Here is an 18136-nt window from a genome sequence, read left to right as displayed (position 1 = left end):
CAAAAGGTTTTCAGGGTCAGGTTCAGTGGGGCTGGTGCAATCCTACATGCGACGGGTGGAACGCCGGCAATTGCTGTGGCGGGGCTTTCGCAGCCGTCACGCGCTGCGCGCCGTCACCGACCGCACCCCCCAGATCCGGCCACGTGACTTGCTGGTGCTGTCCACCATCCGCAACGAAGCCCCGCGCCTGCCCTATTTCCTGGATTACTACCGCGCGCGCGGGGTCAACTGGTTCCTGATCGTCGACAACGACTCGGATGATGGCGGGCGCGAGTGGCTGGCCGAACAGCCCGACGTGTCGCTGTGGACGACCAAGGCCAGCTACAAGGATGCCCGGTTCGGGATGGACTGGCTGACCTGGCTGCTGATCCGCCACGGCCACGGCCATTGGTGCCTGACCGTCGACCCGGATGAGTTCCTGATCTACCCGTTCTGCGACACCCGCCCGCTGCGGGCGCTGACCGACTGGCTGGACAGCCGCGACGTGCCGGCCTTTCCGGCGATGCTGCTGGACATGTATCCCAAGGGGCCGATCGACGCCCATCCCTATACCCAGGGCAGCGACCCGATGCAGATCGCCCGCTGGTTCGACGCCGGGAATTATACGATCAGCCGCAACAAGCGCTATGGCAACCTGTGGATTCAGGGTGGCCCGCGCGCGCGGATGTTCTTTGCCGACAACCCCCGCGCCGCGCCCGCGCTGAACAAGATCCCGCTGGTGCGCTGGAACCGCCGCTATGCCTATGTCAGCTCGACCCATATGCTGCTGCCGCGCGGGCTGAACGCCGTCTATGATACCGAAGGGGGCGAGCGCGCCTCGGGTCTTTTGCTGCACACCAAGTTCCTGTCGGTGCTGGGCGACAAGGTGACCGAGGAAATGGCCCGCCAACAGCATTATGCCGACAGCCGCGAGTATTACGCCTATTCCCAGCAGATTGGCCGCCAGCCTGATCTGTGGTGCCCGGCCTCGCAGCAATATGTGAACTGGCGCCAGCTTGAGATTCTGGGGCTGATGTCCAAGGGGGATTGGGCATGACGGCCTGCATCGGCTTCGTGATGATGTGCCACACCGCGCCGCAACGCGCGATCCAGGTGGTGCGCCATTGGGTCGGGCAGGGGGCGCCGGTGGTTATCCATGTCGATGCCGCCGCCGACAAGGTGGATCAGACCCTGCGCGCGGGGCTGGCCGATCTGGGCGATCGCGTCAGCTTCATTGCGCGCCATCGGTCGACCTGGGGAAGCTGGGGCCTGGTCGCCGCCGCACAGGAAGGCGCGGCGCAGATGCTGGCCCGCCACCCCGAGGTGACGCATGTGTTCCTGGCCTCGGGTGCCTGCCTGCCGCTGCGGCCGCTGGCGGAACTGGCCGCCTATCTGGACGCCCATCCCGACACCGATTTCATCGAAAGCGTCGTGACATCCGAGGCCGCCTGGGCCAAGGGCGGGCTGGAGGACGAACGCTTCACCCTGTTCTTCCCCTTCTCGTGGCGGCACAACCGGCGGCTGTTCGATCACTATGTGGCGCTGCAACGCCGCATTGGGCTGCGCCGCCGCATCCCCGACGGGCTGAACCCGCATCTGGGTTCGCAATGGTCGTGCCTGACGCGCGAGACCCTGCGACGGGTGCTGGACGACCCCCGCCGGGCCGAGTTCGAGCGGTATTTCAAAGGCGTCTGGATTCCCGACGAAAGCTATTTCCAGACCCTTGCCCGCCGCCATGCCCGCCGCATCGAAAGCCGGTCGCTGACGCTGAACAAGTTCGACATGTCGGGCCTGCCGCATATCTTCTACGACGACCATCTGGAGCTGCTGCGCCGGTCAGAACTGTTCGTGGTGCGCAAGGTCTGGCCCCATGCCGAACGGCTTTATCAGACCTTCCTGACCACGCCGACACACACCGACCAGCCGGTGCGCCGCGTCGCCCCCGACAGCGGCCGCATCGACCGCATCTTCAACCAGTCGGTCGAACGGCGAAAGTTCGGGCGCGCCGGGCTTTACATGCAAAGCCGCTTTCCCCGCAAAGGCTTCGAGGCGCGGTCGTCCGCCTATCCCTATGTGGTGTTCCAGGGCTTTTCGGATGTTTTCCCCGATCTGAAAGGCTGGCTGGCGCGGCGGCATATCGGGCGGGTCCACGGCCATCTGTTCGACCGCGAACAGGTTGATTTCGCGGGTGAAGTGCCGATCTTTGACGGCGCGATCCCGGCCCATCCCGAATTGCGCGATTACAACCCGCGCGCCTTTCTGACCAGTCTGATCTGGAATGGCCGGGGTGAACGGCAGGTGATCCTGGCCTCGGCCCGCGACCGGATGCCATCCGACCTGTATTGGTTCATGGTCGCCGATCCGAATGCCACGATCCATTTGATTACCGGCGCCTGGGCGGTGCCGCTGTATCTGTCGGGCAAGCCCGTCGCAAGCATCTGGCGCGAGGCGGCGCGGCTGCAACGCATCCAGACCCAGCAGATGAAGATCATCGACACGATCTGGCGGCGGGCGCGGGTTCAGGTCTGGACGCTGTCGGATTTCATGCAGAACCCCTCGCAGCGGCTTCAAGGGCTGGTGCGCGACCTGCAACCCGGTGACGCGCTGTCGATGGGGCCGCCGCTGGGCGCGCATGATCTGACCGGCTTTGGCCGCTTCCTTCAGCAGTTGCGCAATCAGGGCCTGCGCCCGGAACTGATGGGCGATTTCGACGATGCCGAGATCCTGCCCGACCCCGCGCCGCCATCCGCATGAGGTTTCCATGACATCCCCCTTTGACGGCTTCATCATGCTGGCCGGTATGCGCACCGGATCGAACCTGCTTGAGGAACAGCTGCGGCGGCTTCCCGGCCTGACCTCGCATGGTGAGGCGTTCAATCCGACGATGTTCGGCCATCCCAAGACCGAAATCCTGCTGGGCATGACACGGGACGAACGCGATGCCGACCCGCTGGAATTGCTGCGCCGGATGCGGGCCGCGCCGGGGATGACGGGCTTTCGCTATTTCCACGATCATGACCCGCGCATCTTTGAGCCGATGATGGACGATCCGCGCATCGCCAAGATCGTGCTGACCCGCAACCCGGTGGAAAGCTGGGTCAGCCTGCAAATCGCCCGCACCACCGGCCAATGGCGGCTTTCCGATGGCCGCCGCCGCCGCGCCGCGCAAGCGGTGTTTGACGCCGCCGATTTCGAGGCGCATCTGGCCGCCCAGCAGGATTTCCAGCTGCGGGTGTTGCACCGGCTGCAAACCACGGGGCAGACGGCGTTCTATCTGAACTATGACGACCTGCACGACCGTGAGGTGCTGGACGGCCTGGCGCGCTGGCTGGGCTTTGCCGATGGAATGCCGACTGGCGGCGTGCAGATCGTGCCGCAAAACCCCGAGGAACTGGCGCTGAAGGTTGCCAACTTCGACCAGATGGAACAGTCGCTGGCCCGGCTGGACCGGTTCAACCTGTCGCGCACGCCCAGTTTTGAACCCCGTCGCGGGCCGAACGTCCCCAGCTTTGTCGCCGCCGACGATGCGGGCCTGCTGTTCATGCCGGTGCGCGGCGGGCCCGAGGCCGGGATGGCGGCCTGGCTGACCGCCTGTAACGGCGGCGCGGCCCTGCGGGGCAATTTCGCGCGAAAGGATCTGCGGCAGTGGATGCAGGCCCGGCCCGGCCACCGCCGCCTGACGGTGGTGCGGCATCCGCTGGTGCGGGCGCATCGGGTCTTCACCGACCTGATCGTGCGCGGCGCCTTTCCGGCGATCCGCGATCATGTCTCGGACCGCTACAAGGCCAAGCTGCCGCCGCTGGATCGCGTCGAGAAGATGAAGCCCGAGGCGTTCCGCACCGCTTTCCTGGCGTTCCTGACCTTTCTACGTGCCAATCTGGCGGGGCAGACGCCGGTGCGCGTCGATCCCGCCTGGGCCAGCCAGGCCGAGGTGATCCAGGGCTTTGGCCAGTTCGCGCCGCCGGATCTGGTCCTGCCTGAGGCCGATCTGCCGCGCCTGCTGGCGGCGCTGTTTCCCGACGCGCCAGCCTATGCCGCGGCCGCCGATGACGACGTGGTGCCGCTGGCCGCGATCCGCGACGCCGAGCTGGATCAGGCCGCCCGCGCCGCTTGGCCGCGCGATTACCTGCTGTTCGGCTTCGCGGACGGCGGGCTGTAAGCCCCCAGCCGTCAAAGCAAAGGGCCGCGCGGTGATCCCGCGCGGCCCCTTTTCATTGCTCTGCCTGATCAGGCGCTACGGCGCTTGTGCGGCGCCCACAGCCGCTTGTTGGTCAGATACAGAAGCGTCGTCAGCAGCGCCAGGAACACGACCGAGACGAAGCCGACCTGCTTGCGGTCCATCATCTTGGGTTCGGCGGTCCACATCAGGAAGGCCGAAATGTCCTCGGCGATCTGATGGGCGGTCGCCGGGGTGCCATCGGCATAGGTCACGATGTCGTCGCTGACCGGCGGCGGCATTGCGATCCAGCTTCCGGGCACGGTCGACACGCCGTGTTCGTCCTTGCAGCTATCAGGCACGGAACCCGCGGCGAAGGCGACGTTGTAATAGAAGCCATCCACCCCGTCCGGCGCGCAGGCCGGGTTTTCATGATAGCCGGTCAGCAGCGAATACAGATATTCCGGCCCGCCGATGCCCTTGAAGAACTGGGCGATCCCGGTGCCATAAGGCCCGTGGAACCCGGCCCGTGCCTTGGCGATGACCGACAGGTCCGGCCCGGTGCCGTCGACATCAGCGACATAGGGGAACATGTCGGTGGGGGCGCGCGGGCGCTCCTCACCGGTTTCGGCGTCCATGATGGTCAGGTTGGCGGCATAGGCGCGCACCTGATCTTCGGGCAGGCCGGGGCCATTCGGGTCCGACAGGCTGCGCAGCGGGACGAATTGCATCCCGTGGCAGGCCGAGCAGACCTCGGTATAGACCTGCAAGCCGCGCTGCAGCTGATGCTGGTCGAACTTCCCGAACGGACCCTCAAAGCTGAAGTTCACGTCATGGATCTCGGTATGCGCACCGGCGGCGAGCGCCACGCCGGTGCCGGTCAGCAGAACCGCAGCGGCCGCAAGAAGGGTCTTTCTCATGATGCCTGATCCTTTCTTATTCGGCCGGCACGCGGGCGGCCAGCGGGTCGCTGCCGTCATGCGAGTCATGGACATAGTGGTCTTCAAAGTCCTCGGCGATGGTCGAGGGCATCGGCTCGGGCTTTTCGATGATGCCCAAGAGCGGCAGGATCACCAGGAAGTAGGCGAACCAGTAAGCCGACCCGATCAGCGAGATGGTCGAATAGGGCGGCTCGGCCGGCATGGCACCCGCCCACATCAGCACCACGAAGTCGATGACCAGCAGGTAGAACCACCATTTGAACATCGGCCGGTACCGACCCGACCGCACGCGCGAGGTATCCAGCCACGGCGCAAGCGCCATCACTAGGATCGCGCCGAACATCGCCAGCACGCCGAAGAACTTGGCGTCGATGATGCCGAAGGACAGCTTGTTGGCCAGGATCACCACCCAGACATCGGCGGTAAAGGCGCGCAGGATCGCGTAGAAGGGCAGGAAATACCATTCCGGCACGATATGTGCGGGGGTCGCCAGCGGGTTCGCCTGGATATAGTTGTCCGGGTGGCCCAGATAGTTCGGCATGAAGCCCACGACCGCGAAGAAGCCGACCAGGATCAGCGCCAAAGCAAACAGATCCTTGATGACGAAATACGGCCAGAAGGGCAGGGTGTCGGCCTCGGCCTCGGCTTTCGAGGTGCGGCGGACTTCGATGCCGGTCGGGTTGTTGTTGCCGGTGTGGTGGAAGGCCCAGATATGGACGACGACCAGGGCAGCAATCACGAAGGGCAGCAGATAGTGCAGGCTGAAGAAGCGGTTCAGCGTGGCATTGTCGACCGCCGGGCCGCCCAGCAGCCAGGTCTGGATCGCGTCGCCAATGCCGGGGATCGCGCCGAACAGGCCGGTGATGACCGTGGCACCCCAGAACGACATCTGGCCCCAGGGCAGCACGTAGCCCATGAAGGCGGTGCCCATCATGCACAGGTAGATCAGCATCCCGACGATCCAGGTCACTTCGCGCGGGGATTTGTAGCTGCCGTAGAACAGCCCCCGGAAGATGTGGATATAGACCGCCAGAAAGAACAGCGAGGCGCCGTTCGCGTGCAGGTAACGCAGCATGTAGCCGCCGTTCACGTCGCGCATGATGTGTTCGACACTTTTGAACGCCAGGTCGACATGCGGCGTGTAGTGCATCGCCAGCACGATGCCGGTGGCGATTTGCAGCACCAGACAGAAGGCCAGGACGATGCCCCAGATCCACCACCAGTTCAGGTTCTTGGGGGTCGGGATCATCAGGGTGTCATACAGAAGCCCGACGATCGGCAGGCGCCGATGCAGCCAGCGTTCGACGCCGGTCTTGGGCTCATAATGGTCGTGCGGAATACCAGACATGCTTAACCCCCTTAGCCCAGCTTGATCGTGGTTTCGTCGGTGAACTCGGCGATCGGCACGTCCAGGTTACGCGGCGCCGGGCCTTTGCGGATGCGGCCCGATGTATCGTAGTGCGAGCCGTGGCAGGGGCAGAACCAGCCGCCGAAATCACCCGAGGCATTGCCCATCGGCACGCAGCCCAGATGGGTGCAGACGCCGATCATCACCAGCCATTCGCCGGCTTCGTCCAGGGTGCGGTTCTGGTCGGCGGCGTCGGTGCCCGGCTTGTTGGCGTTTTCGGACGCCTTGTCGATCATCGTCGGGTCATCCAGCGACACGGCGCGGGCAGCCTCGATTTCCTCGGGGGTGCGGCGGCGGATGAACACCGGCTTGCCGCGCCATTTCACGGTCAGCTGGGTGCCCACACCCACGCCCGACACGTCGACATGGATCGAGGACAGCGCCTGAACATCGGCCGAGGGGTTCATCTGGTTGACCAGGGTCCAGCCGGCGGCACCGGCCGCAACGGCCCCGGCCCCCGCCGTGGCATAATACAGAAAATCGCGCCGAGTCCCCTCGGGCGTTTGACCTGCGTGATCGTCTACGTGGGACATGCGCCTCTCCTTGTCATGGCCCTGCCGGGACGGGGCCGCGATACGACTTGCCGGGCCGCGTCGAAACGCAGCCGTTGGACCGGTTTCTAGCGTTCAAATATCTGTCAGTCCAGCGCGATGCGCCCGATCATGGCCCGGCACGGCGGGGCATTGCGCCGCAGCCACAGCCGCAGCCACAGCCTCCCGTCAGGCGGGGTCGCGGGTGGCGGCGATCACATAGTTCACTGACAGGTCGCTGGCCGACAAGGACCAGCGGCGGCTGACCGGGTGATAGACCATGCCCTTGCGGTCGACGACGGCCAGCCCGGCCTGGGCGATCATCGCCGCCAGATCGTCGGGGGCGATGAACCGCGCCCAGTCATGGGTGCCGCGCGGCAACCACCGCAGCAGCCATTCGGCCGCCAGGATCGCCGCCAGCCAGCTTTGCGGCGTCTTGTTCAGGGTCGAGGTGATCAGCATCCCGCCCGGCTGCACCATCGCCGCGCAGGTCGCCAGAAAGCCCGCCGGATCGGCGACATGTTCGACGATCTCCATCGCCAGCACCAGATCGAAGGATTCGCCCGCCGCCGCCAGATCCTCGGCCGTGGTGTGGCGATAGTCGATGGTCAGCCCCTGCTGTTCGGCGTGCAGCCGCGCCACCGGCAGGTTGCCCGCCGCCGCATCGGCACCCACGACATCGGCCCCCAGCCGGGCCAGCGGTTCCGACAACAGCCCGCCGCCGCAGCCGATATCCAGCACCCGCAGCCCCGCCAGCGGCAGCGGCTGGGCCAGATCGCGGCCGAATTGCGCGGCCAACTGGCGGGTGATGTAATCCAGCCGCGCCGGGTTCATCAGATGCAGCGGGCGGAACTTGCCGTTCGGATCCCACCATTCGGCGGCCATCGCCTCGAACTTGGCGACTTCGGCGGGGTCGATCGTGGTGGTCTGGCGCATCGCTGTCTCCTTCCGGCATGGCGGCCCGGTGCGTTCCCGCATATACTGCCCCGATGGACAGGTCCGCAGGGCATAAACGCGCAGGCCCCGGTGCCCTTTACGGGGCACTTTACCCGGCCATCGCGCCATTCGACAGCCGTTTCCTGGATATGGGCGACGGCCATGTGATCCATGTCGAACAATGCGGCAATCCGGATGGCCCGGCGGTGGTGGTGCTGCATGGCGGACCGGGGGGCGGGTGCAGCCCGATGATGCGGCGCTATTTCGACCCCGGCCATTGGCGGGTGGTGCTGTTCGATCAGCGCGGCTGCGGCAGGTCGCAACCTCATGCCAGCGTTCAGGCGAACACCACCTGGCACCTGATCGCCGATATCGAGCGGATCCGCAGCGATCTGGGCATTGCCGACTGGACGGTGTTCGGCGGCAGCTGGGGGGCGACGCTGGCGCTGGCCTATGCGCAGGCCCATCCCGCCGTGGTGCGCCACCTGGTGCTGCGCGGCGTGTTTCTGGGGACCAGGGCGGAACTCGACTGGTTCTATGGCGGCGGCGCGGCGACCTTTTACCCCGACCTGTGGGCGCGGTTTCTGGCGCCGATCCCGCCCGACGAACGCAACGACCTGATCGCCGCCTATCACCGCCGCCTGTTCTGTGGCGATCACGCGACCGAGCTGCGCGCCGCCCGCGCCTGGGCTGCCTGGGAAAACGCCCTTGCCTCGGCCGGGCCCGAGGTGCCGCTGGGCGACCCGCCCGCCGATTACGTCCGCGCCTTTGCCCGGCTGGAAAACCACTATTTCCATAATGGCTGCTTTTTCGATGTGGATGGCCAGTTGCTGCGCGATCTGCCGCGCATCGCCCACATCCCCGCCGACATTGTGCAGGGACGGCTGGACATGATCTGCCCGCCCGCCGCCGCCGCCCGACTGGCGCGCGACTGGCCCGCCGCGCGGCTGCACCTGATCGCGGGCGCGGGCCATGCCTTGTCGGAACCCGGCATCGCACAGGCGCTGGTTCAGGTCATGGACCGGCTGCGCGCGCCCAACATCTGAACCCCCTTGACGGCGCGCCGCCATCGCCTATCTCGGCGTTGCGGGACCGGGCCCCTCTGACGGCGAAAGCTGTGATGTCGGACCGCATCGAGTGCGCTCGATGGTGGCCCGGCGGCTTCCCTTGGGCGGGATAACCAACGAGGGAATGATGGACCTGCTAACCACCTTGTTCATGGGCACGCCGCTGTGGATGTGGCTGACCTTTCTGACGCTGGTGATCGTGCTGCTGGCACTGGATCTGGGCGTGCTGAACCGCGGCGATAAGGAAATCGGCGTCAGCCGCAGCCTGACCCTGTCGGCCATGTATATCACCCTGGGCCTGGCCTTTTCCGGCTTTGTCTATTGGCAAAAGGGGTGGGAGCCGACAGCCCATTACCTGACCGCCTTTGTCGTCGAAAAGACCTTGGCGATGGACAACATCTTTGTCATCGCGCTGATCTTTTCGTTCTTCGCTATCCCCCGCGCCTATCAGCACCGGGTGCTGTTCTGGGGTATCCTGGGGGTGATCGTGCTGCGCGGCATCATGATCGGCCTGGGGGCGGCGATCGTGACGCATTATGATTGGGTGCTGTATGTCTTTGCGGTGTTCCTGATCCTGACCGGCATCAAGATGCTGTTCACCGATGAGGGCGACCACGATCTGTCCAACAACCGGCTGCTGCTGTTCCTGCGCCGGCATCTGCGGGTAACCGACGGGCTGCATGGCAATGCCTTTGTGGTGCGCAAGCCCGATCCGCGCAGCGGGCGCATGGTCCGTTACGTCACGCCACTGCTGCTGGCCCTGGTGATGATCGAGATCGCGGACCTGATCTTTGCCGTCGATTCCGTGCCTGCGGTGTTCACCATCACCGCCGACCCGTTCATCGTCTATACCTCGAACATCTTTGCGATCCTGGGGCTGCGGGCGCTGTATTTCGCGCTGGCGGCGGTGATGCACCGCTTTGCCTATCTGAAATATGCGCTGGCGGTGCTGCTGATCTTCATCGGGTCCAAGGTGTTCATCGCCGATCTGATGGGCTGGGCCAAGTTCCCGCCGGGGCTGTCGCTGGGCATCACCCTGGCGCTGCTGGCGTCGGGTATCGTGGTGTCGCTGCTGCGCACCGCGCGGGGCCGCCAGGGCTGACACAGGATCAGGCCGCACCCCGGTGGTGCGGCCTTTCCCTTGCCGCTTGGCCCCGCATTTGCGATAGAGGGCGCGATCTGGCCGATGGGGGGTTCCATGTCATTCCGCGCGCGTCACCTGTTGGGGATCGAGCATCTGGCCCCCGATGAGATCGTCACCGTCCTGGATCTGGCCGATCGCTACGTCGATCTGAACCGCCGCACCGTCAAGCGCACCGATGCCCTGGCCGGGATGACGCAGATCAACATGTTCTTCGAAAACTCGACCCGCACCCAAGCCAGCTTTGAACTGGCGGGCAAGCGTCTGGGTGCTGACGTGATGAACATGGCCGTGGCGCAATCCAGCGTCAAAAAGGGCGAAACGCTGATCGACACCGCGCTGACGCTGAACGCCATGCACCCCGATCTGCTGGTCGTGCGCCATCCCCATTCGGGGGCCGTCAACCTGTTGGCGGAAAAGGTGAATTGCGCGGTGCTGAATGCCGGCGACGGCAAGCACGAACACCCGACCCAGGCGCTGTTGGACGCGCTGACCATCCGTCGCGCCAAGGGTCGCATCCAGCGCCTGACCGTGGCGATCTGCGGCGACATCGCCCATTCGCGGGTCGCGCGGTCGAACCTGATCCTGCTGGGCAAGATGGAAAACCGTATCCGTCTGGTCGGGCCGGCGACGCTGATGCCCTCGGGCGTGGGCGATCTGGGGGTCGAGGTGCATGAGGACATGCAGGCCGGTCTGGCCGATGCCGATGTGGTGATGATGCTGCGCCTGCAAAAGGAGCGGATGGACGGCGGCTTCATCCCGTCCGAGCGCGAATATTACCACCGCTGGGGGCTGGACGCGGCCAAGCTGGCAGGGGCCAAGCCCGATGCCATCGTCATGCATCCCGGCCCGATGAACCGGGGCGTGGAAATCGACGGCACCATCGCCGATGACATCAACCGCAGCGTCATTCAGGATCAGGTCGAGATGGGCGTGGCCGTGCGCATGGCCTGCATGGATCTGCTGGCGCGCAACCTGCGGGCCGAACGTGGGCGTCAGGCGGCGGGCGATCATGTTTGAACGCGATCCGGTCCAGAACTATCGCCCCGGCCCGGCCTCGGAAGCGCCGCTGCTGGATGGCGAACGGGTGCAGGCGATCTTCACCCCCGACCGCGCCCGCTATCTGCGCGATCACGTCAACATGGCGGGGCTTGGGGTGATCGCGGCAACGGTGGTGCTGTTCGCCCTGGGGCGGCTGCACACGATCTGGGCCGCGGTGCTGGGCGTCATCGCAGCCGTCGCCTTTCGCGGCATCTTCCTGCGGTCCGAGGTCTTCGCCCGCCGTTGGCAACTGACCGACCGGCGCCTGATCGGCCCCCAGGGTCGCGTCGTGAACCTGTTGGAGATCAAGGCCTTGCGCCGCCTGTGGGGGGATGTGCAGGTCGTCACCGCGGATGGTGCCAAGCATCTGATGAAGCACCTGGCCGACCCGCAGGCGGTGATCGACACGATCGAAGCCGCCCGCGCCGCCCGCGCTGCCAACCGGTCGCCGCGATGACCGCCCCCCAGATCACGGGCGATGGCTGGCAGGGCATCCTCGACCAGGACGAGGCGATCCTGTGGCAGGGCCGCCCCGAGGGTCGCGCCCGGCTGGACACGGCCCGCCTGCCCGAACTGTTGATCGGCCTGGTGTTCATCGGCTTTTCGCTGTTCTGGATGCGCGGCGTCGCGCAATCGGGGGGCTTTGGCTGGGCCTTTGGACTGCCGTTTCTGGGCATTGGCCTGTGGCAAGTGGCGCAACCCACGCTGCTGGCCGCGCTGGATCGCCGCCGCCGCTTCTATACGCTGACCGACCGGCGCGCCTTTGTCGCCACCGACGCGCCGGGGCAGGGGCGGCGGCTGGCCTCATACCCGATCACCGCCGACACGCTGATCGAGCTTGACCAGACCGGCGGCCCGGATGGCCGCGGCAGCCTGTGGTTCACCACCGGCCAGCCCCGCGACTGGTCGGGCTGGACCGAAGTCCGCGCCCCCCGCGCGGGCTTTGTCGACATCCCCGATGCCGCATCCGTCGCCACGATGATGCGCGACATTCAGGCCCGCGCCCGCAAGAAGGACCGCCCATGATCGCCCCGATCCCCTGGCAAAAGCACCTGGAACCGGATGAGATCCTGCTTTGGCAGGGCCGCGCCACCCCGGCGATGCGGCTGATCCTGCCCTCGGCTGCCGAATGGATCATCGGCGCGCTTGGGGCCGTGGCGCTGAGCGGTGTGATCATCGCGCGCAACGCCTGGGGGCCGGACAGCCTGTCGGATACCGCCGTGCTGGTCTGGCTGGTGGTGGTGCTGGTGGCGCTGTTCGTCACCGGCATCCCGTTCCGGCAGATGCACCAACGCGCGCAAACCCTGCGCCGCCGCCAATATGCGATCACCGACCGCCGGGTGCTGGTCGCACAGGGCAAGCCCGCGCAGATCAGCCGCGCCACCCGCGTGCCCGGCAGCCTGCCCACCGTGCGCGCCGAGCCGACCCCCGGCCTTGGCACGCTGATCGTGCCGGTGCGCGCCGGGGCGGCGGTCGAACTTTCCCATGTCAAGGACGCCGACGGCGTTCGCCGCGTGATCGAGGCCCTGCGATGACGACCCCCACCCCCCTGCATTTCACCAATATCCGCCTGATCGACCCGCAGGCGCTGACCGACGCGCCCGGCACGCTGACCGTCGCCGATGGCGTGATCCAGGCGCTCAACGGCCCCGCCCCCGACGGCGCGCGGATCATCGACGGCGGCGGCAAATGCCTGGCGCCGGGCATCGTCGACTGGGGCGTCAAGGTCGGCGAACCCGGCGAGCGTCACAAGGAATCCTTCGGCAGCGCGGGGGCCGCGGCGGCGGCGGGCGGCGTTACCACCATCATCGTGCGCCCCGATACGCAGCCGCCCATCGACAGCCCCGAATCGCTGGCCTTCGCCGCCAATCGTGCCGCCACCGTGCCGGTGCGCGTGCTGCACATGGCCGCCCTGACCAAGCGCCGCGAAGGCCGCGAGATGGTGGAAATCGGCTTTCTGCAAGACGCGGGCGCCGTGGCCTTCACCGATGGCGTGCGCGTCATCACCGATACCAAGCTGCTCGCGCGCTGCATGACCTATGCGCGCGGCCTGGGCGCGCTGATCGTCGGCCATCCGCAGGATGCGGGCCTGTCGAAAGGCGCGGTCGCCACCTCGGGCAAGTTCGCATCGCTGCGCGGCCTGCCGGGCGTCAGCCCGATGGCCGAGGTGATGGGCCTGGCCCGCGATCTGGGGCTGGTGCAGATGGCCGGCGCGCGCTGGCACGCCGATCAGATCACCACCGCCGCCGCCCTGCCGCTGCTGACCCGCGCTCGTGCCTCCGGGCTGGATGTCACCGCCGGGATCAGCATCCACCACCTGACATTGAATGAGTTCGACCTGGGCGATTACCGCAGCTTCTTCAAGCTGACCCCGCCGCTGCGATCCGAGGATGACCGGCTGTCCATGGTCGAGGCGGTGGCCGATGGCACGATCGACGTGATCGCCAGCTTCCACACCCCGCAAGACGAGGAATCGAAGCGCCTGCCGTTCGAGGAGGCAGCCCCCGGCGCGGTCGGTCTGGAGACCCTGCTGCCCGCCGCGATGCGGCTTTATCATCAGGGTGGCCTGTCGCTGCCGCAGCTTTGGCGCGCGATGGCGCTGAACCCGGCGGATCGGCTGGGCCTGCCGCAGGGCCGCCTGGCCCCTGGTGCGCCCGCCGATCTGGTGCTGTTCGATCCCGATGCGCCGTTCGTGCTGGATCGTTTCGCGCTGTTGTCGAAATCGAAGAACACGCCCTTTGACGGGCAGCGGATGGAGGGTCGGGTGATCGGCACCTGGGTCGGCGGCAACCGCGTTTTCGGGCAGGAGACGTAACATGGACGATCTGGCAATCTGGGCGATGGTCGGGCTGATCGGCTGGGGGCTGATCGGCTATCTGCTGGGGTCGATCCCCTTTGGCCTGGTCATCACCCGCGCGCTTGGCCTGGGCGATCTGCGCCAGATCGGTTCGGGCAATATCGGCGCGACCAACGTGCTGCGCACCGGCAACAAGGGCGCGGCACTGGCGACGCTGATCCTCGATTCCGGCAAGGGCGCGGCGGCGGTGCTGATCGCCCGCTGGCTGGGTGGAGAGACCGCCGCCCTGGTCGCCGGCGCGGCGGCCTTTCTGGGCCATTGCTTCCCGATCTGGCTCGGCTTTCGTGGCGGCAAGGGCGTCGCGACCTTTCTGGGCACGATCATCGCGCTGTATTGGCCGCTGGGCCTCTTGGCCTGCTGCATCTGGCTGGTGACGGCAGCGGTGACGCGGATCAGCTCACTTTCCGCCTTGGTCGCGGCGGCGCTGATCCCGCTGCTGGCTGCGGGGCTTCACCTGCTGCCGCTGGCGGCGACGACGGCCTTCATGGCGGTGCTGATCTTCATCCGCCACGCGCCGAATATCGCCCGCCTGCGTGCCGGGACCGAGCCGAAGATCGGCGGCAAGAAAGGCTGATCCGCCGCGCCCGGCCTGCCCCCCACTCGGATCGGGGCCACGCGGATCGGCTCACGCGCAGTGATCGACCTTTTGCAGATGCTGGGCCTGGGTGGCGATCTCGGCCATCCAGTCGCGCAGCAGGGCCGGATCGGCGGGGGCGGCGTGAACGCCGGGTTCAAACCGGTCGCCCAGCACCGCTTCGACTGCCAGGGCCACCGGGATCGACACCAGCCGCGCCATCGCCGTGCCGCGCGCGTCGCCATGGGCGTCCAGCACCCATTCCTTGTGCCAGCGGACACCCTTTTCGCCCTCGGCCTTCAGCGCGACGACCAGCACCACCCGGTCTGGATCATCCGGCCCATAGGCATTGTCGCGCCAGAACTCGGCGGCCATCTGCGCCATCCGCGCCTCACCCTCGGGGCCGGTCAGGGTCTCGATCTCGGCAAAGACCGGCGCCCAGGCGTCCTTCCAGCCCTTCAGCCGGATGGTGCCGCGCACAAAGCTGCGGATCAGCCAGTCGTCGTCGAACTGGTAATCTTCGATGAACGGGATCGAGTCGCGGTTGGGGTAAACCTCGAATGTCTCGGGCACCGGCAGGGGCGCGGTGTAATCGCTGACGGCCAGCCAGGGGCGGGTGACGTCGCGGTCCTCCCCCTCCCAGATCGAGCGGGACGGCGACCGCAGCGCACGCAGTACGCCCAGCGGCGACCAACTGAACTTGTATTTGAAATCGTTGGGGATTTTCGGAATCCCCCCGCAGTATGAGGTGAAGCTGAGAACGTCACCCGGCTGCGCCGCGCGGCGGTAATCGGCGACCAGATCATGCGCCATCAGGTGATCGATGCCGGGGTCCAGACCGACCTCGTTTACCAGGGCGACCCCGGCCGCCGCCGCCGGGCCATCCAGCGCCCGCATCTCGGGCGAGATATAGGAACTGCTGACGAAATGCGCGCCCTTGTCCACGCAGATCGCGGCGATCGCCGGGTGCTGGTCGGCGGGCAGCATCGACACGACGACATCGCCCGGCGCCAGGGCCTCGGTCAGCGCGGGCAGCGAGAATGCGCGGATGTCGCGGGCCACGTCGCCCACCTCGGCGCGGGCCTTTTCGACGGTCCGGTTCCAGACGGTGACCGGATGGCCGCCCGCGATCAGCCGCCGCAGGCCGGGGATGGCCGACAGGCCGGTGCCACACCAATGGATCATGTCAGCCCTCCAGCCGGGTCAGGTTCAGGTCGAAAACATCGCGCGCGCGCCCCCAGACACCCTGGTCCAGCCGATCCAGCCCGCGCAGGCTGGGCAGCAGTTGCGCGGCATAATCCGCTGCGCTTTCCACCGGCAGAAGCGAGGGCAGGTTGTCGATGGCCATCACATCCAGCACCGGATCATCGGCCACGCGGATCACCGGCCGATCCCAGTCTGTCGCGCGGTCATAAACCTTGATCGGCGAGAAATCCGAGGTCGGATCACAGGCGATGTCGCCAATCGCGGTCAGCTTGCGCGGCGCGGTCAGCGCATCCTTCGGCACGAACACCGGGCAGCCGGGCTGCGCCAGGATGCAGTTCAGGAAGATGTCATGGGCCAGCACCTCGGGGAAGGGGCCGCCATGCGCGGTTTCGGCAATGTCCCATTCCGTGACCGCCATGTCCATCGCCCGGCACAGATCGGTCGCGCCGGTGCCGACCCGGCCAAGCGCCCCGATCACGATGGCGCGCGGGCGCGGGGCGGTGCCAAGGCGCGCCTCCAGATCGGCCAGCAGCGCCTGCTTGCCGCCATAAGTGTGGACCGGTCCGCAGATGCCCCCGGATTGCTGCGCGGCCCAGGCCATCAGCGTGACTGCCGCACCCGCATAGCCCGCCCAATAGCCGAAGGCCGCGACCCGCCGGCCGCTGTCATCGACCAGATATTCCAGATCATACAGCGCCCCGCCGCCGTCGCGGAACCTGCGCAGCAGGCGCTGACCGGCGGGCTGGCCCTTGAAGGCATGGCCGAACATGATGTGGCGATGCACCAGTGGGCTGCCATCTTCGGGCAGTTCCTTCAGGCCAAAGATGATCGCGTCGCGCGGTGCGTCGGGCCAGGAAAAGGCTGGCGCAATCTCGGCCCCGGCGGCGCGATAGCCGTCGATGCCGATGGCGCGCACCGGGCTGTCCTCCACCGTCACGCGGATGCCGCGCGCGATCAGATCGGCCACGCCCTCGGGCGTGATGCCGACACGTTCCTCGAACGGGCGCTGCTCGGCCCGGACCCACAGATGCACCATGCTTGACCCCTTTCGTCGGGGGCCAGACAAGCAGATCGGCGCCCCGCAGGCCAGAGCCAAACGTCACCCCGCCCTAACGCCGGATGTCCTGCGCATCCCAGACGGCGGTCAGCGACCGGTTGCCGACCCGTTCCAGCCGCGCCAGTGTGGCCGCAAGCGCCGGGTGATCGCCGCGTTCCGCGCAAACGGCGACATCCGCCGCCACCTGCGCCAGCGAGGCCAGCCCGACCTGCCAGGCCAAGGCCCCCAGCGATTGCGCCCGCAGGCCCAGCCGGGCGGCATGGCCCTCCGCTTCGGCCTCGGATCGCGCGGCGGCGACCAGCCCCTCCAACGCGGCGGCCAGTTCCTCGGCGGCGCGGCCGATCACCAGTTCGGCCGCCGTTGCGCCCAGTTCATCATACAGTTCCACCACGCGGCGGCCATCCACCCGGATGCCTTCGTCATGGCGCAGCACCGACAGTTCGGTCACGTCCAACCTCCAACACTTGCGTCCCCACGCAAGGCGCAACCTGCCACCGAAGCCTTTAGAAAATCTTTCTCGCAGTCGCAGAAATATGTCGAATTGCGCGCATCGGCGGCCTATCAATCAGCGTGGAGGAGAAAACATGCCGCTGACCGTTGCCAAACCGCTGCCCAATTACCTTGTCCAGCGTTACACAGGCTGGCGTGCCACCACCTATAACGACAATCGCGTCTGGTATCGCCGCTTGGCCGAAGATGGCCAGCGGCCGCGCGCCATGGTGATTTCCTGCTGCGATTCGCGGGTGCATGTCACCTCGATCTTCGGCGCCGATACGGGTGAGTTCTTCATTCACCGCAACATCGCCAACCTGGTGCCGCCCTACAAGCCCGACGGCTTGCAGCACGGCACATCGGCGGCGGTGGAATACGCGGTGCGCGCGCTGAAGGTCGCCCATGTGATCGTCATCGGCCATACCCATTGCGGTGGCGTCAAGGGCTGCCACGACATGTGCTGTGGCGCCGCCCCCGAGCTGGAGGAAAAGACCAGCTTCGTCGGCCGCTGGATGGACATTCTGCGCCCCGGCTATGACCGTGTGAAGGATCTGGACGCCGACCGCCGCCTGCGCGCGCTTGAGGAACAGGCGGTCATCGTGTCGCTGGAAAACCTGATGACCTTCCCCTTCGTCAAGGATGCGGTCGAGGCCGAGGACATCTCGGTCCACGGCCTGCTGCACGACATTTCCGCGGGCGATCTTTACGAATATGACGCGGCGCAGGGCTTTGTGACGGTGACCCGCTAAGC

The 18136-nt window shown here is 66.8% G+C and carries 19 protein-coding genes; 12 read left to right on the top strand and 7 right to left on the bottom strand.

The genetic code is table 11. From position 1 onward, the window contains the following. The first annotated feature begins 25 nt into the window (after positions 1-25). The 3 genes from ACEYYA_RS08075 to ACEYYA_RS08065 are packed head-to-tail and all read left to right on the top strand — an operon-like array spanning position 26 to position 4138. Positions 26-1036, top strand: coding sequence for a glycosyltransferase family 2 protein (locus ACEYYA_RS08075; protein WP_374799426.1), 1011 nt, complete (start codon positions 26-28; stop codon positions 1034-1036). After that, positions 1033-2733 (top strand): DUF5927 domain-containing protein, encoded by a 1701-nt coding sequence (locus tag ACEYYA_RS08070; RefSeq protein WP_374799424.1) that lies wholly within the window; start codon positions 1033-1035, stop codon positions 2731-2733. Before ACEYYA_RS08075 ends, ACEYYA_RS08070 begins: the two co-directional genes overlap by 4 nt. 7 nt (positions 2734-2740) lie before the next feature. After that, positions 2741-4138 (top strand): nodulation protein NodH, encoded by a 1398-nt coding sequence (locus tag ACEYYA_RS08065; protein WP_374799422.1) that lies wholly within the window; start codon positions 2741-2743, stop codon positions 4136-4138. A gap of 68 nt (positions 4139-4206) precedes the next feature. On the opposite strand, the gene ACEYYA_RS08060 is transcribed toward ACEYYA_RS08065, so the two are convergent. The 4 genes from ACEYYA_RS08060 to ubiG all read right to left on the bottom strand — a co-directional run bounded on the left by ACEYYA_RS08060 (position 4207) and on the right by ubiG (position 7950). Continuing rightward, positions 4207-5055 (bottom strand): cytochrome c1, encoded by an 849-nt coding sequence (locus tag ACEYYA_RS08060; protein WP_374799420.1) that lies wholly within the window; start codon positions 5053-5055, stop codon positions 4207-4209. Between the two features lie 16 nt (positions 5056-5071). Then, complete coding sequence (petB, locus tag ACEYYA_RS08055; protein ID WP_374799418.1) at positions 5072-6424, bottom strand: cytochrome b; 1353 nt, start codon at positions 6422-6424, stop codon at positions 5072-5074. Positions 6425-6435: 11 nt separating this feature from the next. Continuing rightward, entirely contained in the window at positions 6436-7017 is a 582-nt protein-coding gene (gene petA, locus ACEYYA_RS08050) for a ubiquinol-cytochrome c reductase iron-sulfur subunit (protein WP_374799416.1), read from the bottom strand. A gap of 186 nt (positions 7018-7203) precedes the next feature. Further along, entirely contained in the window at positions 7204-7950 is a 747-nt protein-coding gene (gene ubiG, locus ACEYYA_RS08045; protein WP_374799414.1) for a bifunctional 2-polyprenyl-6-hydroxyphenol methylase/3-demethylubiquinol 3-O-methyltransferase UbiG, read from the bottom strand. Between the two features lie 53 nt (positions 7951-8003). Here ubiG and pip point away from each other — a divergent pair, with 53 nt between their 5' ends. The 8 genes from pip to plsY all read left to right on the top strand — a co-directional run bounded on the left by pip (position 8004) and on the right by plsY (position 14630). Next, a complete protein-coding gene (pip, locus tag ACEYYA_RS08040) occupies positions 8004-8996 on the top strand; it encodes a prolyl aminopeptidase (RefSeq protein ID WP_374799412.1) in 993 nt (330 codons plus the stop codon). Positions 8997-9144: 148 nt separating this feature from the next. Then, the gene (locus ACEYYA_RS08035) at positions 9145-10119 is read left to right on the top strand and encodes a TerC family protein (protein ID WP_374799410.1); all 975 of its coding nucleotides are present in this window, start codon (positions 9145-9147) and stop codon (positions 10117-10119) included. 96 nt (positions 10120-10215) lie between these two features. After that, positions 10216-11178, top strand: coding sequence for an aspartate carbamoyltransferase catalytic subunit (locus tag ACEYYA_RS08030; RefSeq protein WP_374799408.1), 963 nt, complete (start codon positions 10216-10218; stop codon positions 11176-11178). Next, complete coding sequence (locus ACEYYA_RS08025; protein ID WP_374799406.1) at positions 11171-11656, top strand: hypothetical protein; 486 nt, start codon at positions 11171-11173, stop codon at positions 11654-11656. Before ACEYYA_RS08030 ends, ACEYYA_RS08025 begins: the two co-directional genes overlap by 8 nt. Then, positions 11653-12225, top strand: a complete 573-nt coding sequence (locus ACEYYA_RS08020; RefSeq protein ID WP_374799404.1) for an aspartate carbamoyltransferase catalytic subunit — start codon at positions 11653-11655, stop codon at positions 12223-12225. Before ACEYYA_RS08025 ends, ACEYYA_RS08020 begins: the two co-directional genes overlap by 4 nt. Then, positions 12222-12734: a hypothetical protein gene (locus ACEYYA_RS08015; RefSeq protein ID WP_374799402.1), complete on the top strand. Its 513-nt coding sequence runs from the start codon at positions 12222-12224 to the stop codon at positions 12732-12734. The genes ACEYYA_RS08020 and ACEYYA_RS08015 overlap by 4 nt, the downstream gene beginning before the upstream one ends. Next, positions 12731-14014, top strand: a complete 1284-nt coding sequence (gene pyrC, locus ACEYYA_RS08010; protein ID WP_374799400.1) for a dihydroorotase — start codon at positions 12731-12733, stop codon at positions 14012-14014. The genes ACEYYA_RS08015 and pyrC overlap by 4 nt, the downstream gene beginning before the upstream one ends. Before the next feature lies 1 nt (position 14015). After that, complete coding sequence (gene plsY, locus ACEYYA_RS08005; protein WP_374799398.1) at positions 14016-14630, top strand: glycerol-3-phosphate 1-O-acyltransferase PlsY; 615 nt, start codon at positions 14016-14018, stop codon at positions 14628-14630. A 51-nt stretch (positions 14631-14681) separates the two neighbouring features. On the opposite strand, the gene ACEYYA_RS08000 is transcribed toward plsY, so the two are convergent. From ACEYYA_RS08000 to ACEYYA_RS07990, 3 genes are all read right to left on the bottom strand, one after another. Next, positions 14682-15815, bottom strand: coding sequence for a saccharopine dehydrogenase family protein (locus tag ACEYYA_RS08000; RefSeq protein ID WP_374799396.1), 1134 nt, complete (start codon positions 15813-15815; stop codon positions 14682-14684). Position 15816: 1 nt separating this feature from the next. Continuing rightward, complete coding sequence (locus tag ACEYYA_RS07995) at positions 15817-16872, bottom strand: saccharopine dehydrogenase (protein WP_374799394.1); 1056 nt, start codon at positions 16870-16872, stop codon at positions 15817-15819. Between the two features lie 73 nt (positions 16873-16945). Next, positions 16946-17341 (bottom strand): hypothetical protein, encoded by a 396-nt coding sequence (locus ACEYYA_RS07990; RefSeq protein WP_374799392.1) that lies wholly within the window; start codon positions 17339-17341, stop codon positions 16946-16948. Between the two features lie 136 nt (positions 17342-17477). On the opposite strand from ACEYYA_RS07990, the gene ACEYYA_RS07985 reads away from it, so the two are divergent. After that, entirely contained in the window at positions 17478-18134 is a 657-nt protein-coding gene (locus ACEYYA_RS07985; protein WP_374799390.1) for a carbonic anhydrase, read from the top strand. Positions 18135-18136: the final 2 nt, after the last annotated feature.

Origin of the sequence: Paracoccus zhouxuedongae (assembly GCF_041927815.1) — a bacterium.
Taxonomy (GTDB): Bacteria; Pseudomonadota; Alphaproteobacteria; order Rhodobacterales; family Rhodobacteraceae; genus Paracoccus.
Note: the sequence above shows the minus strand (reverse complement) of the source record. Positions and strands in the feature narration are given on the sequence as shown.

Excerpts from the sequence above, each read along its gene's own strand:
- ACEYYA_RS08070 (WP_374799424.1), top strand. The coding sequence starts at position 1,033 with ATGACGGCCTGCATCGGCTTCGTGATGATGTGCCACACCGCGCCGCAA.
- ACEYYA_RS08065 (WP_374799422.1), top strand. The coding sequence starts at position 2,741 with ATGACATCCCCCTTTGACGGCTTCATCATGCTGGCCGGTATGCGCACC.
- ACEYYA_RS08060 (WP_374799420.1), bottom strand. The coding sequence starts at position 5,055 with ATGAGAAAGACCCTTCTTGCGGCCGCTGCGGTTCTGCTGACCGGCACC.
- petB (WP_374799418.1), bottom strand. The coding sequence starts at position 6,424 with ATGTCTGGTATTCCGCACGACCATTATGAGCCCAAGACCGGCGTCGAA.
- petA (WP_374799416.1), bottom strand. The coding sequence starts at position 7,017 with ATGTCCCACGTAGACGATCACGCAGGTCAAACGCCCGAGGGGACTCGG.
- ubiG (WP_374799414.1), bottom strand. The coding sequence starts at position 7,950 with ATGCGCCAGACCACCACGATCGACCCCGCCGAAGTCGCCAAGTTCGAG.
- pip (WP_374799412.1), top strand. The coding sequence starts at position 8,004 with ATGGACAGGTCCGCAGGGCATAAACGCGCAGGCCCCGGTGCCCTTTAC.
- ACEYYA_RS08035 (WP_374799410.1), top strand. The coding sequence starts at position 9,145 with ATGGACCTGCTAACCACCTTGTTCATGGGCACGCCGCTGTGGATGTGG.
- ACEYYA_RS08030 (WP_374799408.1), top strand. The coding sequence starts at position 10,216 with ATGTCATTCCGCGCGCGTCACCTGTTGGGGATCGAGCATCTGGCCCCC.
- ACEYYA_RS08025 (WP_374799406.1), top strand. The coding sequence starts at position 11,171 with ATGTTTGAACGCGATCCGGTCCAGAACTATCGCCCCGGCCCGGCCTCG.
- ACEYYA_RS08020 (WP_374799404.1), top strand. The coding sequence starts at position 11,653 with ATGACCGCCCCCCAGATCACGGGCGATGGCTGGCAGGGCATCCTCGAC.
- ACEYYA_RS08015 (WP_374799402.1), top strand. The coding sequence starts at position 12,222 with ATGATCGCCCCGATCCCCTGGCAAAAGCACCTGGAACCGGATGAGATC.
- pyrC (WP_374799400.1), top strand. The coding sequence starts at position 12,731 with ATGACGACCCCCACCCCCCTGCATTTCACCAATATCCGCCTGATCGAC.
- plsY (WP_374799398.1), top strand. The coding sequence starts at position 14,016 with ATGGACGATCTGGCAATCTGGGCGATGGTCGGGCTGATCGGCTGGGGG.
- ACEYYA_RS08000 (WP_374799396.1), bottom strand. The coding sequence starts at position 15,815 with ATGATCCATTGGTGTGGCACCGGCCTGTCGGCCATCCCCGGCCTGCGG.
- ACEYYA_RS07995 (WP_374799394.1), bottom strand. The coding sequence starts at position 16,872 with ATGGTGCATCTGTGGGTCCGGGCCGAGCAGCGCCCGTTCGAGGAACGT.
- ACEYYA_RS07985 (WP_374799390.1), top strand. The coding sequence starts at position 17,478 with ATGCCGCTGACCGTTGCCAAACCGCTGCCCAATTACCTTGTCCAGCGT.